The organism is Blautia sp. HCP3S3_D9, assembly GCF_052063845.1.
GTDB lineage: Bacteria > Bacillota > Clostridia > Lachnospirales > Lachnospiraceae > Blautia_A.
In genome coordinates this window covers 25,495-41,460 of sequence record NZ_JBQHWS010000010.1, presented here as the reverse complement: position 1 = coordinate 41,460, position 15,966 = coordinate 25,495, and the positions used below count along the sequence as shown (strand labels likewise).

Here is a 15,966-nt window from a genome sequence, read left to right as displayed (position 1 = left end):
GTCTTTTGGCAAAAAGGGTCAAGTTATAATAAATTTAAAGAAAAAACAGGGGTGAAACGTCAATGGAAAAAAACAGAATTCGTTCTGTAAAAACTGGAAAAAGCATGCGTATGAGCTACCAGAGACAAGAAGAAGTCCTGGAAATGCCAAACCTGATCGAAGTCCAGAGAGATTCTTATAAATGGTTTCTTGATGAAGGACTGAAGGAAGTCTTTGATGATATTTCTCCGATCGCGGACTACAGCGGAAAGCTCAGCCTGGAATTCATCGACTTTACATTTGACGAGAAGGATGCGAAATATACTATCGAACAGTGTAAAGAACGTGACGCAACTTACGCCGCACCTTTGAAGGTTCGAGTGAGACTGATTAACAAAGAAACAGAGGAAATCAACGAACACGAGATTTTCATGGGAGATTTACCGATCATGACTGTTACAGGTACCTTTGTCATCAATGGTGCAGAACGAGTAATTGTCAGCCAGTTAGTACGTTCCCCTGGAATCTATTACGCAATAGCGCATGATAAACTTGGTAAGAGACTGTTCTCCAGTACTGTTATCCCGAACAGAGGTGCATGGCTGGAATATGAGACAGACTCTAATGATGTTTTCTATGTACGTGTTGACAGAACAAGAAAGGTTCCGATCACTGTTCTGATCCGAGCACTTGGTGTAGGAAGCAATGCAGAGATCATTGATCTCTTCGGTGAAGAGCCAAAGATCCTTGCAAGTTTTACAAAGGATACATCCACCAACTATCAGGAAGGTCTTCTTGAATTATACAAGAAAATCCGTCCGGGTGAGCCGCTTGCAGTTGAGAGTGCGGAGAGCCTTATCAATGCAATGTTCTTTGATCCGAGAAGATATGACCTTGCGAAAGTTGGACGTTATAAATTTAACAAGAAGCTCCACCTCAACAGAAGAATCGTTGGTCACAGACTGGCTGAGGATGTTGTTGATGCTTCTACAGGCGAAATCCTGGCAGAAGAAGGAACTGTTGTGACAAAAGAAATGGCAAATACCATCCAGAACAGCGCTGTTCCATATGTATGGATCCTTGGCGAGGAAGACCGCAGAATCAAGGTTCTTTCTAACTTAATGGTTGATATCCGCCACTATCTCCCGGAAATCGAAGATCCGAAGAGCATCGGTGTTACAGAATTAGTATACTACCCTGTTCTCGAAAACATTCTGGAAGAAAATGACACATTAGAAGACAGAATCGCAGCGATCCACAGAGATATCCACGATCTGATCCCGAAGCATATCACAAAAGAAGACATCTTTGCTTCTATTAACTACAATATGCATCTGGAATATGGCCTTGGTAATGCCGATGATATCGACCACCTGGGCAATCGTCGTATCCGTGCGGTAGGCGAGCTGCTTCAGAACCAGTACAGAATCGGTCTTTCCAGACTGGAACGTGTGGTTCGTGAGAGAATGACAACACAGGATACGGACAATATTTCTCCGCAGTCCTTAATCAATATCAAACCTGTAACTGCAGCAGTGAAAGAGTTCTTCGGTTCTTCCCAGCTGTCACAGTTCATGGATCAGAACAACCCTCTTGGTGAGCTGACTCACAAGAGACGTCTTTCCGCCCTGGGACCTGGCGGTCTGTCACGAGACAGAGCCGGATTCGAGGTTCGAGATGTCCACTATTCACATTACGGAAGAATGTGCCCTGTTGAGACCCCTGAAGGTCCTAACATCGGTCTGATCAACTCTCTTGCATCCTATGCGAGAATCAATCAGTACGGATTTATCGAGGCACCTTACCGTAAGATCGACAAAACAGATCCTAAGAATCCTCGTGTAACAGATGAGGTTGTATATATGACCGCAGATGAAGAGGATAATTACCATGTAGCACAGGCGAATGAGCCTCTGGACGAAGAAGGACACTTCATTCATAAGAATGTATCCGGTCGTTTCCGTGAAGAGACTCAGGAGTATGAGCGTCATATGTTTGATTACATGGACGTATCTCCTCGTATGGTATTCTCCGTTGCTACAGCCCTGATTCCGTTCCTGCAGAACGACGATGCTAACCGTGCGCTGATGGGATCCAACATGCAGCGTCAGGCCGTGCCGCTTCTGACAACGGAAGCTCCTGTAGTTGGTACAGGTATGGAAGTTAAGACAGCTGTCGACTCCGGTGTTTGCGTAGTTGCAAAGAAATCCGGTACTGTACTTCGTTCCACATCTACAGATATCAGCATCAAGAACGACGATGGTACAAAAGATGATTACCATCTGACTAAATATTTAAGAAGTAACCAGAGCAACTGCTACAACCAGAAACCGATCGTATTCCAGGGTGAGCACGTAGAGGCAGGACAGGTTATCGCAGATGGTCCTTCTACAGCAAACGGTGAACTTGCCCTTGGTAAGAACCCGCTGATCGGATTCATGACATGGGAAGGTTACAACTACGAGGATGCTGTACTTCTTAGCGAGAGACTTGTTATGGACGATGTTTACACATCTGTTCATATTGAAGAATATGAGGCAGAAGCCCGTGATACCAAACTTGGACCGGAAGAGATCACACGTGACGTTCCTGGTGTTGGCGACGACGCACTGAAGGATCTGGATGAGCGTGGTATCATCCGTATCGGTGCAGAAGTACGTGCCGGTGATATCCTTGTTGGTAAAGTTACTCCTAAGGGAGAGACAGAGCTTACTGCAGAAGAGAGACTTCTTCGTGCAATCTTCGGTGAGAAAGCACGTGAAGTTCGTGATACTTCTCTGAAAGTACCGCACGGTGAATACGGTATTGTCGTAGATGCCAAGGTATTTACAAGAGAGAACGGCGATGAGATGTCTCCTGGTGTAAACCAGTCCGTACGTATCTACATCGCACAGAAGAGAAAGATTTCCGTTGGTGATAAGATGGCCGGACGTCACGGTAACAAAGGTGTTGTTTCCCGTGTACTCCCTGTTGAAGACATGCCATTCCTTCCAAACGGACGTCCTCTTGATATCGTGCTGAACCCTCTGGGTGTGCCTTCCCGAATGAATATCGGACAGGTCCTGGAGATTCACTTAAGCCTTGCTGCGAAAGCACTTGGATTTAACGTTGCAACTCCTATTTTCCAGGGTGCAAACGAGCATGATATCCAGGATACACTGGAACTTGCAAACGACTATGTAAACACAGAAGACTTTGAGGAGTTCCGTGAGAAATACAAAGACATTTTAGCACCGGATGTAATGCAGTATCTGGATGAGAACAAAGCCCACAGAGCACTGTGGAAAGGTGTTCCGATTTCCAGAGATGGTAAAGTGCGTCTCCGTGACGGACGTACAGGCGAGTATTTCGACAGTCCTGTAACAATCGGTCACATGCATTATCTGAAACTGCATCACCTGGTTGATGATAAGATCCATGCACGTTCTACAGGTCCTTACTCTCTGGTAACACAGCAGCCATTGGGTGGTAAAGCACAGTTCGGTGGACAGCGTTTCGGTGAGATGGAGGTTTGGGCACTGGAAGCATACGGTGCATCCTACACACTGCAGGAAATCCTGACAGTTAAATCCGATGATGTTGTTGGTCGTGTTAAGACATACGAAGCAATCATCAAGGGTGACAATATTCCTGAGCCGGGTATTCCGGAATCCTTCAAGGTTCTCTTAAAAGAGCTTCAGTCTCTTGGTCTGGACGTGAAGGTACTCAAGGATGACAATACAGAAGTACATCTTCTTGAATCTGTAGACTACGGTGATACAGACCTTCGTTCTGTCATTGAGGGAGATTCCAGAAGACATCACGACAGAGAAGAAGACTACGGCAAACACGGCTATACAAAGCAGGAGTTTGACGGAGAAGAACTCGTTGACATTGACGAGGACGAAGATGAGGATGACGACTTCATTGAGCTGGATGAGGCTCTTGAAGACGATGACGAAGAGTAAGAAAGGGGAAAGAATACATGGCAGAAACAACTAACGCCAATGAAACATATCAGCCAATGACTTTCGATGCCATCAAAATCGGACTGGCGTCCCCTGAGAAAATCAGAGAGTGGTCAAGAGGCGAGGTTTTAAAACCTGAGACCATCAACTACCGTACCTTGAAACCGGAGAAAGACGGACTTTTCTGTGAAAGAATCTTTGGACCGAGCAAGGACTGGGAGTGCCACTGTGGAAAGTACAAAAAGATTCGCTATAAAGGCGTTGTCTGCGACAGATGTGGTGTAGAAGTTACCAAATCCTCTGTACGTAGAGAGCGTATGGGACATATCGAGCTGGCTGCTCCGGTATCCCACATCTGGTATTTCAAAGGAATTCCGTCCCGTATGGGTCTGATCCTTGACATTTCTCCGAGAACTCTGGAGAAAGTCCTTTACTTTGCTAACTATATCGTACTGGATCCGGCTAATTCCGGACTCCAGTACAAACAGGTACTTACAGAGAGAGAATATCAGGATGCCCGTGAGGCTTATGGATATGATTTCCGTGTAGGTATGGGTGCAGAATCTATCAAAGAGCTTCTGGAAGCAATTGACCTTGAGAAAGATTCTGTAGAACTGAAAAAAGAATTAAAAGATGCTACAGGTCAGAAACGTGCCAGAATCATCAAACGTCTGGAAGTTGTAGAATCCTTCCGTGAGTCAGGAAACCGTCCTGAGTGGATGATCATGACAGTTATCCCTGTAATCCCGCCGGATCTTCGTCCTATGGTTCAGCTGGATGGCGGACGTTTTGCTACATCTGACTTAAATGATCTTTACAGAAGAATCATCAACCGTAACAACCGTCTGAAGAGACTTCTGGAATTAGGTGCACCGGATATTATCGTCCGCAACGAGAAACGTATGCTTCAGGAAGCAGTAGATGCCCTGATCGACAACGGCCGCCGTGGACGTCCTGTAACAGGTCCTGGAAACAGAGCTCTGAAATCTCTTTCCGATATGCTGAAAGGTAAATCCGGACGTTTCCGTCAGAACCTTCTGGGTAAACGAGTTGACTATTCCGGACGTTCCGTTATCGTTGTAGGACCGGAACTTAAGATTTACCAGTGTGGTCTTCCGAAAGAGATGGCGATCGAGCTGTTCAAACCTTTCGTTATGAAAGAACTTGTTGCCAACGGAACTTCACACAACATTAAGAACGCTAAGAAAATGGTTGAGAAGCTGGAGCCGGCTGTATGGGATGTTCTCGAAGACGTTATCAAAGAACACCCGGTTATGCTGAACCGTGCACCTACACTGCACCGTCTTGGTATCCAGGCATTCGAACCGATCCTTGTAGAAGGTAAAGCAATCAAACTGCATCCGCTGGTTTGTACCGCATTCAACGCTGACTTCGATGGTGACCAGATGGCCGTACATCTTCCGCTTTCACAGGAAGCTCAGGCAGAGTGCCGTTTCCTTCTGTTATCACCGAACAACCTGCTGAAACCTTCCGATGGTGGTCCTGTAGCCGTTCCTTCACAGGATATGGTACTTGGTATCTACTACCTGACTCAGGAGAGACCTGGAAACAAGGGTGAAGGTAAGTACTTCAAGAGTGTAAACGAAGCAATTCTTGCTTATGAGAATAAAGTAATCACACTGCAGTCTAGAATTCACGTTCGCTGCAGCAAGACAATGCCGGATGGATCCGTTCTGACCGGTACCGTAGAATCTACACTTGGACGTTTCCTGTTCAACGAAATCCTTCCTCAGGATCTTGGTTTCGTAGACAGAAGCATTCCTGGAAATGAACTTCTCCTTGAAGTAGACTTCCTGGTAGCTAAGAAACAGCTGAAACAGATTCTTGAAAAGGTTATCAATACTCACGGTGCTACAAAGACTGCTGAGGTTCTTGATGCGATCAAAGCTACAGGTTACAAGTATTCCACACGTGCAGCCATGACTGTTGCTATTGCCGATATGACCGTTCCGCCACAGAAACCGGAGATGATCAAACAGGCTCAGGATACTGTAGACCTTATCACAAAGAACTACAAACGTGGTCTTATCACTGAAGAAGAGCGTTACAAAGAAGTTGTTGATACATGGAAGAAGACTGACGATGAGCTGACACATGCTCTGCTGTCCGGACTTGATAAATACAACAACATCTTCATGATGGCTGACTCCGGTGCCCGTGGTTCCGATAAACAGATCAAACAGCTTGCGGGTATGCGAGGACTGATGGCCGATACAACCGGTCATACGATCGAGTTGCCTATCAAGTCAAACTTCCGTGAAGGTCTTGACGTACTGGAATACTTCATGTCTGCACATGGAGCTCGAAAAGGTATGTCCGATACAGCTCTTCGTACAGCCGATTCAGGTTACCTGACAAGACGTATGGTTGACGTTTCTCAGGATCTGATCGTACGTGAGACAGACTGCTGTGAAAACAGAGATGAGATCTCAGGTATGTATGTAGAATCTTTTGTAGATGGTAAAGAAGAGATCGAAGGACTTCAGGAGCGTATCACAGGTCGTTTCTCCTGTGAGACAATTAAGAATAAAGATGGCGAAGTTATCGTAAAAGCCAACCATATGATCACACCGAAACGTGCTGCCCGCATCATGAAAGAAGGCGTGGACAACCAGACAGGCGGATCTATCGAGAAAGTTAAGATCCGTACAATCCTTACATGTAAATGTAAAGTTGGTATCTGTGCGAAATGTTACGGTGCGAACCTTGCAACCGGCGAGCCGGTACAGGTTGGTGAATCTGTCGGTATCATCGCTGCTCAGTCTATCGGTGAGCCAGGTACACAGCTTACCATGCGTACTTTCCACAGTGGTGGTGTTGCCGGTGGAGATATCACACAGGGTCTTCCTCGTGTCGAGGAGCTTTTTGAGGCAAGAAAGCCGAAAGGTCTTGCCATCATCACAGAGATTCCTGGTGTTGCTGTTATCAATGACACTAAGAAGAAACGTGAAGTTATCGTTACAGATCAGGAAACAGGTGAATCCAAAACTTACCTTATTCCATACGGATCCCGTATCAAGATCACAGACGGACAGATCCTTGAAGCAGGTGATGAACTTACAGAAGGTAGCGTAAATCCGCATGATATCCTGAGAATTAAGGGTGTACGTGCAGTTCAGGATTATATGATCCGTGAAGTACAGCGTGTATATCGTCTCCAGGGTGTTGAGATCAGCGATAAGCATATCGAAGTTATCGTTCGTCAGATGCTGAAGAAAATCCGTATCGAAGATAACGGAGATACAGAATTCCTTCCTGGAACACTGGTTGACTTCCTTGAATACGAGGACGCTAACGAGCAGATGGAAAAAGAAGGCAAACAGCCTGCAAATGGAAAACAGGTTATGCTTGGTATTACCAAGGCATCTCTTGCTACAAACTCCTTCCTGTCAGCCGCTTCCTTCCAGGAAACAACTAAAGTTCTGACTGAAGCCGCTATCAAGGGTAAAGTTGACCCGCTGATCGGTCTGAAAGAGAACGTAATCATCGGTAAACTGATTCCTGCAGGTACCGGTATGAAACGCTACAGAGATGTAAGACTCGACAGCACAATGCCTGAACCGGAAGTAAAGGTTGAAGATATAGCCGAAGAACTTACGGAAGATGAAGAAATCAAAGATGATGAGATGATCACAATGGATGAAGAACTTCCGGAAGACGAAGAATTCGATGTTGAAGAATCCGATGAGGACGAAGCTGATGATATGGCTGAGGATGCAGACGATACAGAAGACAATGAATAATTCAGCGGATGTTTTTATCCGGATTGATTTGAAGTAAATTATAAGAGAACTATCTATGTCGGCAATTTTGCCGGCAGGATAGTTCTCTTTTTTGTTTGGTCCGCGTCCAGAAGATTCCATAGGCGAAAAAAGAGAAAAGTACAAAGAAATTGTTTTTTGTGTTATAATACCAATACATTATGAGCAGGTGATAAATTGCGATATTTTTACATTGTTGTTGGTCGCTGTAGTTGCTGTTGCCTGTTTTTCATAATGTATTGTAATAATCTGAAGAAAAAAGAAACTGGCAGAAGTCAGGAATCTGTCAGATTCGTTTAATTATAGAGAGATAATGAATAAAACAGAACAGAAGGGGAGGTGCAATATGGATAAAGAACTTCCGGTTTCAGCATGGCCGGAATGGAAAATTATAGAGAAAATCGGCGAAGGCTCTTTTGGAAAGGTGTATAAGGCACAGAGAACAGAACGTGGAAAATCTTTCTATTCTGCTATCAAGATCATCAATATACCCGGAAGCCAGAGCGAGTTGAACAGCGTGCGTTCTGAAACAGGGGATGAGCAGTCCACAAGACAGTATTTTCAGAATCTGGTTGAGGAATGTATTCAGGAGATCAGTACCATGGAGTACTTTCGAGGAAACTCCTACATTGTCTCTGTAGAAGATTTTAAGGTTATGGAATATCTGGATGCCATTGGATGGGAGATTTCCATAAGGATGGAATATCTGACAAGTTTTATGGATTACTGTGCGGAAAAGCAGTTTACTGAGAAAGAGGTAATAAAGCTGGGAATGGATTTGAGTAAGGCATTGGAATATTGCCGGAAACTTAAAATCATTCACAGAGATATCAAGCCGGAGAATATTTTTGTATCCAGATTTGGCGATTTTAAGCTTGGAGATTTCGGAATTGCACGTGAACTTGAGAGAACCATGAGCGGATTTTCCAAGAAAGGTACCTACTCTTATATGGCGCCTGAAATGTATAAAGGTGAGAAATATGACAGCAGAGTAGATATTTATTCTCTGGGAATTGTGCTGTACAGGCTGATGAATCATAACAGACTGCCATTTATGAGTCTGGAAAAACAGTTTATCACTTACAGGGATAAGGAAAATGCATTAAATAAGCGTGTTGCAGGAGAGCAGATGAGTGCACCTGTGGATGCAGGAACACAGTTTGCACGTATTATCATGAAGGCCTGTGCCTATGATCCCGCACAGAGATATCAGACACCGGAGGAACTTTATAGTGCATTGGATGATCTGAAAAATGGGAGATCTGGCAGAATCCGGCAGTTACAAAACGGTGTTCAGAAAGCAGGAACGGATAAAGCAGAATCATATAGTGCAATTGCACAGAACGGCAGAGCAGCACAGAATGTTACATCAGATGCTGAAAATGTACGAAAAAGTACAGTGCAGAATACGTCGGTACAGAATACCCGGGGAAATAAAAAAACATCAGATTTTCAGAATGCTGCAAAAAGAAAACGTGCTGTAAACAATGTTTCTGAGAGCAGCTTTACAGATAAAGAAACAATGTCAGTTGTAGCAGAACAGAAAATACAGCCACAGGAAATGCCATCAGAAACAGTTGCGATAAGATCTGCGCGTGCTGTGGAAGCCAGAAAGCGAAGACGCAGGAAGAAACAGCTGCTGCGCAGGGCATTGCTTGCAATTGTGGCAGGTACAGCGATACTTATGATGGCCGCTGTCTATTACAGAGTAAGTACAGATCATGCTCAGGAAGGACAGGAGGATAATCCGATCGCAATTCTGGATGATGAGAAATACAGCTCCACAAAATCCGGATCCAAAGATTTCTCCAAAGCTCTGGATATGATCAAGGAGCAGGCAACAACTATCACAGATAATCTGAACAGTTACGACTGGGTTGGAACAGAAGGAACTGTTCTGCGATATCTGAGAAGGGTAAAGACCACTCAGCAGGCAGATGGAAATCTGGATATTGAGAGTGAATGCATGAAAGCTCTGGTCTATCCGGCAGAATCCGGAGATGGAGTTTATGAAGAATATTTCTACTGGGGAGAGAAGTTATTCTTTGCATATATCTGGTATGATGAAAATTCAGAATATTATTATTATAACGACGGCGAACTGATAAGATGGATTGATTCCAATGGAAAATGTCACGATAACGAAAAAGATAATGAGGAATTTGTGAAACGTGGCGAGAAATACTGGAACAATTCATTGAAAGCATTGAAGGGAGAAGGAACAAAGACAGATAATGGTAATGTATCAGATTGAGTGTGCATATACCTGCCATACGGGAAATATCCGGGCAAATAATGAAGATAATTTCTGGTGTTTTGGGGAATCCCTTCCGGTGAACAATGAAGGAACAAAGGGTATCTGCTCAAAGATTATTTCGGGTAACAGAGTACCGGCAATGGCGGTATTTGACGGTATGGGAGGAGAAAGCTGCGGCGAGATTGCAGCCTTTCTTGCATCAGAAGAATTTGGAAAATTTTATAATACAAATAAAAGAATGCTGAGGGATATGCCGGAAGATTTTATAGACGATGTATGTGAGAAGATGAATCAGGCAGTATGCAGATATGGAACAGAGCATCATATTTGGAGCATGGGAAGCACAATGGCGATGCTCCTCTTTACACCAGAGTCTATGTTTGCCTGCAATCTTGGGGACAGCAGGATTTATTTTATGGATGGCGGTAAGCTTCAGCAGATTTCCACAGACCATGTTTTTGGTGGTACGGCAGTTGGGAAAGCCCCGTTAACCCAGTATCTTGGACTTCCTGAAGAGCTGCAGAGACTGGAACCTTCTGTGACAGAAATCGAGCATAAGGAGGGATACAGATATCTTCTGTGTTCAGATGGAGTAACAGATATGCTTTCGGACAGTGAGATAGAGGCGATTCTGTCACAGGATATGAAAATCCCGGAGATTGTAAATCATCTTCTTAAAAATGTTCTCCAAAAAGGTGGGAGAGATAATGTGACGATCGTGCTCTGTGAAGTACAGAAGCTGGATACAGTCCGCAGAATGAAAGAATGGATGAAAAATCTGAAAGATAAAAAATGAGAGGTGGGGCAGCATGAAGAACCGTATGCAGGATCTGGATTTTGAACAGAATGTTGCGTTTGATAAAGTACAGGAGTATGAATTTACCAGAAGGGCGGCACAGAGATTTCGGCAGGTGGTAAGCCTGGACAGTTTTGAAGACGAAGATGCGGATGTTATTTTCCACTATTTATATAAAGAGATGGAACTGGTGTCCTTTGGCGACCATCTGAAGAGATATATTTATGAAAGGGCAGAGCTGGAAGAACCCTTTTCGGAGGTTCCGCAGGAAGTGTATAAGGAGATTATCGTGGATTCCTTTAAGGAAACTTATACGCCAAAGTCCATGAATCCTACCTCTACAAAACTGTCGGCACTGGTAAATAACTGGCTGAATCAGGCCTCTGTAAAAAGAGAAACCGTTTTTCTTCTGGGGTTTGGGTTGAAAATGACCACAGAGGATGTGTCGGATTTCCTGACAAGAGTACTGAAAGAACAGGATTTTGATTTCCACAATCCGGACGAGGTGATCTACTGGTATTGTTACAGTACGCAGCAGGGTTATCATAAAGCAGAGGAATTGAAGAAAAAATATGAGATACTCGCTCCTGTGGAAGTGGAAAACACTCAGGTTTTATATGGAAGTAATCTGTGCCTTGATACAGAGGAGAAATTAATTGATTATCTCGCCCGCCTGAAATCAAAAAGAGTAGATCCCATATCTGAGAAGAGTCAGGCTTTTCAGGAATTTACGAAGCTTTTATATCATGCGAAGCAGATTATTGCCGGACTCTATCAGCATGATGAAGAGGAAAAAGGTGGGGATAAGGTGTGGACAGCAGAAAGAATTACACCTTCTGATGTGGAAAAAGTAATCTGCAGTGGAATCCCCATCAACAAAATGGGCAATCTGAAGAAAATGTCTGCCTCCATTCTGGCAAAGCATTTCAGCCAGAAGCGTTTCAGCAGGCAGAGGATTACAAATATTTTAAGCCACAAACTCCCGGTGGAGCGCTTTGACCTGATCACACTGGAATTCTTTATCGTATCCCAGGAAATGGAGGATGATGATCCTTTTAACAGATACAAGCATTTTCTGGATGAGATTCAGGATATTCTGCTTCGATGTGGAATGGGAGAGATATACATAGTAAATCCATACGAATGTTTCCTTCTCATGTGCCTTCTCACAGACTGTCCGCTGGCAGTATTTTCGGAGATATGGGAGAAGTCCTATGAAGAGGGGGAAGCTGAAGAGGCATAATGGTATAAACAGGAGAAGTCTTTTGCTTTAAGCAGGATAAATCAGTTCGGGATTGCCGGACGTAGAGTGTTCTATTCTGCATAGGCAGAAAACTGTTGCTGTGTAATACACAGGGAATGCCTGAGAAGGAAGAATATTATTATCGTATGGCAGAGCAGAATAAAGTGGATGAACAGCGGAAAATATCTGGTATCAACAATCGTACAGCCGGTGCCGGATATGGCGCAAAAGAGCGTGAAGCTTTTACTAAAAAAAATAAAGGGAGAAGAGATTGAGACATTGACGATTCTTCCTGTTAAATTTGCAGAAGGAGGCACAACCCGTTAAGGGATGTGCCTCCTTCTGCAAATTTAACAGGAAGAATCAAGTAAGTCCCCTGCGGAGGTTGCGAATATCTGTCTGATTTATGACAATTATCTGGATAGACTGTAGATTCAGGAGATAGTGTTTATTCATTATAATATCCGTAGATAGCGCGTGCATCTGCAGCAATGGTGCTCTGGGCTGCACCGGTATCTGTAAGATCCTGTGACATAAAGCATACTACAAGGTCAATTCCTTTGGCTGTATCATAGATGATCGCTGCATCATTTTCTACAGTGTCAAGTTCCCCAGTCTTATTGGCAGTACCGACGCCTTCCGGAAGCTGTGCAGGAATCTTATTTTTGCGCTGCTGCATTTTTAAGTGATAATACATTGCATCTGCATTTGGAAGGGTGGAAGCGGGAAGGGTTCCGTTGACAGTCTGGTATATCTGCTTTAAAAAGGTTCCGCAGTCTTTGACGGATGTATAGTTGTCACCGTTTTCTTTACTTGCGAGAAGCAGGCGGTTCATCTGGGTGCTGGTGAAACCATGTTCCTGGCAGAAGCCATTTACTTTTGCCATGCCTGCGGAGTCGTTGCCGTCGCCGAGCCAGTTAACCAGAGTGTTGGCTGCATCATTATCACTGACAGTGATCATGGCTGAAATATTACTGTCAATTTCGTCTCCGTTGTGAGACTGGGAGAGGGTATCGTAGTTTTCGTATACAGCTCCCATAATATACAGTTTGATCAGGCTTGCTGCCTGCATGGGAGTATCGTTGATCATGCCTTCAGAATCTTTTGGCAGGTTGCAGACATAGACAGACCAGGTTCCGTTATCAGCCGGCAGCAGGGACTGTACCTGTTTCAGGAGATTGTCCATGCTGGAATCAGTGTTGTCGGTAAATGTGTTGTTGGAGGAAGGGGAAAGTGTTCCGTTCTGCTGTTCGGATTCTGAAGAGGGTTCAGCGGATTCTGACTGTGCAGGAGATGTTTCTCCGGTGGCTGCCTTGACAGAACTTTCCTGTTCTCTTAATTCATCTAACTGATCTGCCTGACTGATAAGGGTATTTGCATCAGTGGAAATCTCCTCTACGGTTTTGGAGAGTGTCTGCACTTTTTGTTGTAGTGTGACGAGATGGTTCAGTGATAAAAATGAAACAGCCGCCAGTGCGATCACTGCAACGGTCAGTATACCAATCACTATATAGAGAAAAATGTTTTTTTCATTTGGCTTTTTATTCATTGTGGTTTTCCTTTCGTAATTATTGTAATCAGGATTGCGGGAATTGCGAAGCTGCATAGCAATCCGCAGATATCAAGTCAGGGGCAAAATGTTTTTTGACACTTACATCATCATGATGCAAAGTAGCTGTCAATGCCATTTGCGATTCCCTGTACCATTGTTTTCTGGAATTCTGCATCATTCATTTTCAGATCGTCATTCTGGCTTGTCATAAATCCCATTTCAAGGATCGTAACAGGAACAGTGCTCCAGTTAATTCCTGTCATTGTGTCAGTGTACTGGATTCCAAGATTCTGAAAACCTGTTGCAGCACAGTAGGAATCGATGATGCACCGGGATAATCGATCAGACTGTTCAAACAGTTGTGGGACATAAGGGTTATTCTGAGAGGGCGACATGGTCAGTGCTCCTGATGCAGTATGGGAATCATCGCCGTTTGCATGGATGCGGACATAGATTTCTGCACCCTGTGCAGCAGCATATTGTGCGCGTTCCATGTTGCTGATGGCTGTTTCATTGTCTGTACGTGTCATGACTACCTGATAGCCTCTCTGTTCCAGTTCATTTTTTAGTTGAAGAGAGACTTCCAGATTGAGCTGGTATTCGGGAACACCGCTGTAGGTTCCCTGAGTGCCGCTGGTACATTTTGCTTTCATTTCAGAAGAACCGGGACCGTTGGGCTCCGGGGCACTCATATCTACGGACTCACTCTGATGCCCTGGATCGATTCCTATTATATGTCCACCTGTTTCTGCATCGGAGGAGAAAACGCTGGCACTGGAATCAGAAGAGGCGGTGGTGCTGCTCTGGCTGAATACAGAAGGCTTTGATGAAGATTCTTCCGGGATTTCAGCTTTTTCTTTTGTTTTCTTCTGTGTGGCTGTCTGTTGTTTTTGTTTCATGCGATTGATATTTGACTGGACTGTGTCTATGGCGGTAGTGTACTTGTCTACTGCCTGTTTGACTTCGTCGTGTTTTGCAGTGATCTGTTCGGAGATTGTGTCGACTTCTTTTTCGGTAGAGAGGATCTGGTGCAGTGTGGTCCTGTTAAAGAAGATCAGGGCTATGATGCACAGGAGTCCTGTCAGAAACAGAAGGATGCTGATCATGCTGGGTTTCTTCATATATTATAGTGTCCTTTCCTGAGTTTATAGAATGTTATAGTGTGTCTGCAAGTTGATTTGCCTGCTTTGGTTGTTATTATAATAAAAGGGAGGGGGAAATGCAATTGTTAGTGAAGGGGACGCGCCGGATAATATTTATTTTGTGTGCGGTTTCGGACGCTAAGAGATATTATAGCAGTTCTAGTAAATAATGCATCTTAATCCAGCCCATCAGAGTGTGAAATCCTGCGTCAGATATCTTTGCCGTGCGTTAGCACGCCTGCAGATATCTTCCTTGTCTTTCGCACTCTGCTGAACTGTCTTAAATGCATTATTTACTAGGACTGCTATAAATCTGCAGAAATCTGCTAAAAGCATGAGCAGCCCTCTCAAACTCGCTACGTTGCAAACTTCGCTCAAACACGTGAGACGGTCTGCTCATAACGCAGATTTCTGCAGATTAAGTATCTCTAAGCATCCTGCAAATGCACACAAAATAAATATTATCCGGTGCTGGGATTCGCAGTGGGGAAGTGGCAGTAAAGTGGTTGGAGGGGAGCATATTGTCAGATAAGTTTAATGTGGTGATGTGGTGTATGAGGAAAGAATTTTTTGGTTATGATAAAAATATGAAAAAATACTGTAAAATTCACGAGAAATCCCTTGACAGTGCGAGTTTTGCGGGATATAATAAGCAAGCGTGCAAAAGGAGCGTTTAATTTTTTGCGCGTAATTACACGAATAGCAACCGCAAGGCCCCATAGAAAAATCTATGGAGAAATAAATCGGGAGGTGAAATGGAATGCCAACATTCAACCAGTTAGTAAGAAAAGGACGCCAGACATCTGTAAAGAAATCTACAGCTCCGGCTCTCCAGAAAACATTCAACTCTTTAAGAAAGAAAGCAGTTGAACAGTCTGCACCACAGAAACGTGGCGTTTGTACAGCAGTTAAGACTGCAACTCCTAAGAAGCCTAACTCAGCTCTTAGAAAAATCGCCAGAGTTCGTCTTTCCAACGGAATCGAAGTAACAAGCTACATCCCAGGAGAAGGTCACAACCTTCAGGAGCATAGCGTTGTTCTTATCCGTGGTGGAAGGGTTAAGGACTTACCTGGTACAAGATACCACATCATCAGAGGTACTCTTGATACTGCAGGTGTTGCTAACAGAAAACAGGCCCGTTCTAAATACGGCGCTAAGAGACCGAAAAAGAAATAATTCTAAAAAGGTTTCATAAGAATTTTAAGAGCTGATCCTATTGTTTAGGACAGCAGGAATTAATCAATCGAAAATTCACGGAAGACTAGAA

9 protein-coding genes are annotated in these 15,966 nt (G+C 44.1%); 7 read left to right on the top strand and 2 right to left on the bottom strand.

Annotated features, from left to right (window positions below; all coding sequences use genetic code 11):
- Positions 1 to 62: 62 nt before the first annotated feature.
- From rpoB to ACTNES_RS03945, 6 genes are all read left to right on the top strand, one after another.
- Positions 63 to 3,926, top strand: coding sequence for a DNA-directed RNA polymerase subunit beta (rpoB, locus tag ACTNES_RS03970; protein ID WP_441038557.1), 3,864 nt, complete (start codon positions 63 to 65; stop codon positions 3,924 to 3,926).
- 17 nt (positions 3,927 to 3,943) lie between these two features.
- The gene (gene rpoC / locus ACTNES_RS03965; RefSeq protein ID WP_291806344.1) at positions 3,944 to 7,690 is read left to right on the top strand and encodes a DNA-directed RNA polymerase subunit beta'; all 3,747 of its coding nucleotides are present in this window, start codon (positions 3,944 to 3,946) and stop codon (positions 7,688 to 7,690) included.
- Between the two features lie 364 nt (positions 7,691 to 8,054).
- Positions 8,055 to 9,962: a serine/threonine-protein kinase gene (locus ACTNES_RS03960; RefSeq protein WP_441038555.1), complete on the top strand. Its 1,908-nt coding sequence runs from the start codon at positions 8,055 to 8,057 to the stop codon at positions 9,960 to 9,962.
- Positions 9,943 to 10,761 (top strand): PP2C family protein-serine/threonine phosphatase, encoded by an 819-nt coding sequence (locus tag ACTNES_RS03955; RefSeq protein ID WP_291806349.1) that lies wholly within the window; start codon positions 9,943 to 9,945, stop codon positions 10,759 to 10,761. Before ACTNES_RS03960 ends, ACTNES_RS03955 begins: the two co-directional genes overlap by 20 nt.
- Positions 10,762 to 10,774: 13 nt before the next feature.
- Positions 10,775 to 12,004 (top strand): hypothetical protein, encoded by a 1,230-nt coding sequence (locus tag ACTNES_RS03950; RefSeq protein WP_118572139.1) that lies wholly within the window; start codon positions 10,775 to 10,777, stop codon positions 12,002 to 12,004.
- A gap of 168 nt (positions 12,005 to 12,172) precedes the next feature.
- Positions 12,173 to 12,331, top strand: coding sequence for a hypothetical protein (locus tag ACTNES_RS03945; protein WP_441038554.1), 159 nt, complete (start codon positions 12,173 to 12,175; stop codon positions 12,329 to 12,331).
- Between the two features lie 121 nt (positions 12,332 to 12,452).
- Here ACTNES_RS03945 and ACTNES_RS03940 read toward each other — a convergent pair whose 3' ends face one another.
- Both ACTNES_RS03940 and ACTNES_RS03935 read right to left on the bottom strand, forming a co-directional pair.
- On the bottom strand, positions 12,453 to 13,553 hold the full coding sequence (locus ACTNES_RS03940) for a serine hydrolase (RefSeq protein WP_291806358.1): 1,101 nt from the start codon (positions 13,551 to 13,553) through the stop codon (positions 12,453 to 12,455).
- A gap of 110 nt (positions 13,554 to 13,663) precedes the next feature.
- Positions 13,664 to 14,677, bottom strand: coding sequence for an N-acetylmuramoyl-L-alanine amidase (locus ACTNES_RS03935; protein ID WP_291806361.1), 1,014 nt, complete (start codon positions 14,675 to 14,677; stop codon positions 13,664 to 13,666).
- A gap of 781 nt (positions 14,678 to 15,458) precedes the next feature.
- Between ACTNES_RS03935 and rpsL the strand changes: the two genes are divergently transcribed.
- Positions 15,459 to 15,875 (top strand): 30S ribosomal protein S12, encoded by a 417-nt coding sequence (gene rpsL, locus ACTNES_RS03930; RefSeq protein WP_008705161.1) that lies wholly within the window; start codon positions 15,459 to 15,461, stop codon positions 15,873 to 15,875.
- Positions 15,876 to 15,966: the final 91 nt, after the last annotated feature.

Excerpts from the sequence above, each read along its gene's own strand:
- rpoB (WP_441038557.1), top strand. The coding sequence starts at position 63 with ATGGAAAAAAACAGAATTCGTTCTGTAAAAACTGGAAAAAGCATGCGT.
- rpoC (WP_291806344.1), top strand. The coding sequence starts at position 3,944 with ATGGCAGAAACAACTAACGCCAATGAAACATATCAGCCAATGACTTTC.
- ACTNES_RS03960 (WP_441038555.1), top strand. The coding sequence starts at position 8,055 with ATGGATAAAGAACTTCCGGTTTCAGCATGGCCGGAATGGAAAATTATA.
- ACTNES_RS03955 (WP_291806349.1), top strand. The coding sequence starts at position 9,943 with ATGGTAATGTATCAGATTGAGTGTGCATATACCTGCCATACGGGAAAT.
- ACTNES_RS03950 (WP_118572139.1), top strand. The coding sequence starts at position 10,775 with ATGAAGAACCGTATGCAGGATCTGGATTTTGAACAGAATGTTGCGTTT.
- ACTNES_RS03945 (WP_441038554.1), top strand. The coding sequence starts at position 12,173 with ATGAACAGCGGAAAATATCTGGTATCAACAATCGTACAGCCGGTGCCG.
- ACTNES_RS03940 (WP_291806358.1), bottom strand. The coding sequence starts at position 13,553 with ATGAATAAAAAGCCAAATGAAAAAAACATTTTTCTCTATATAGTGATT.
- ACTNES_RS03935 (WP_291806361.1), bottom strand. The coding sequence starts at position 14,677 with ATGAAGAAACCCAGCATGATCAGCATCCTTCTGTTTCTGACAGGACTC.
- rpsL (WP_008705161.1), top strand. The coding sequence starts at position 15,459 with ATGCCAACATTCAACCAGTTAGTAAGAAAAGGACGCCAGACATCTGTA.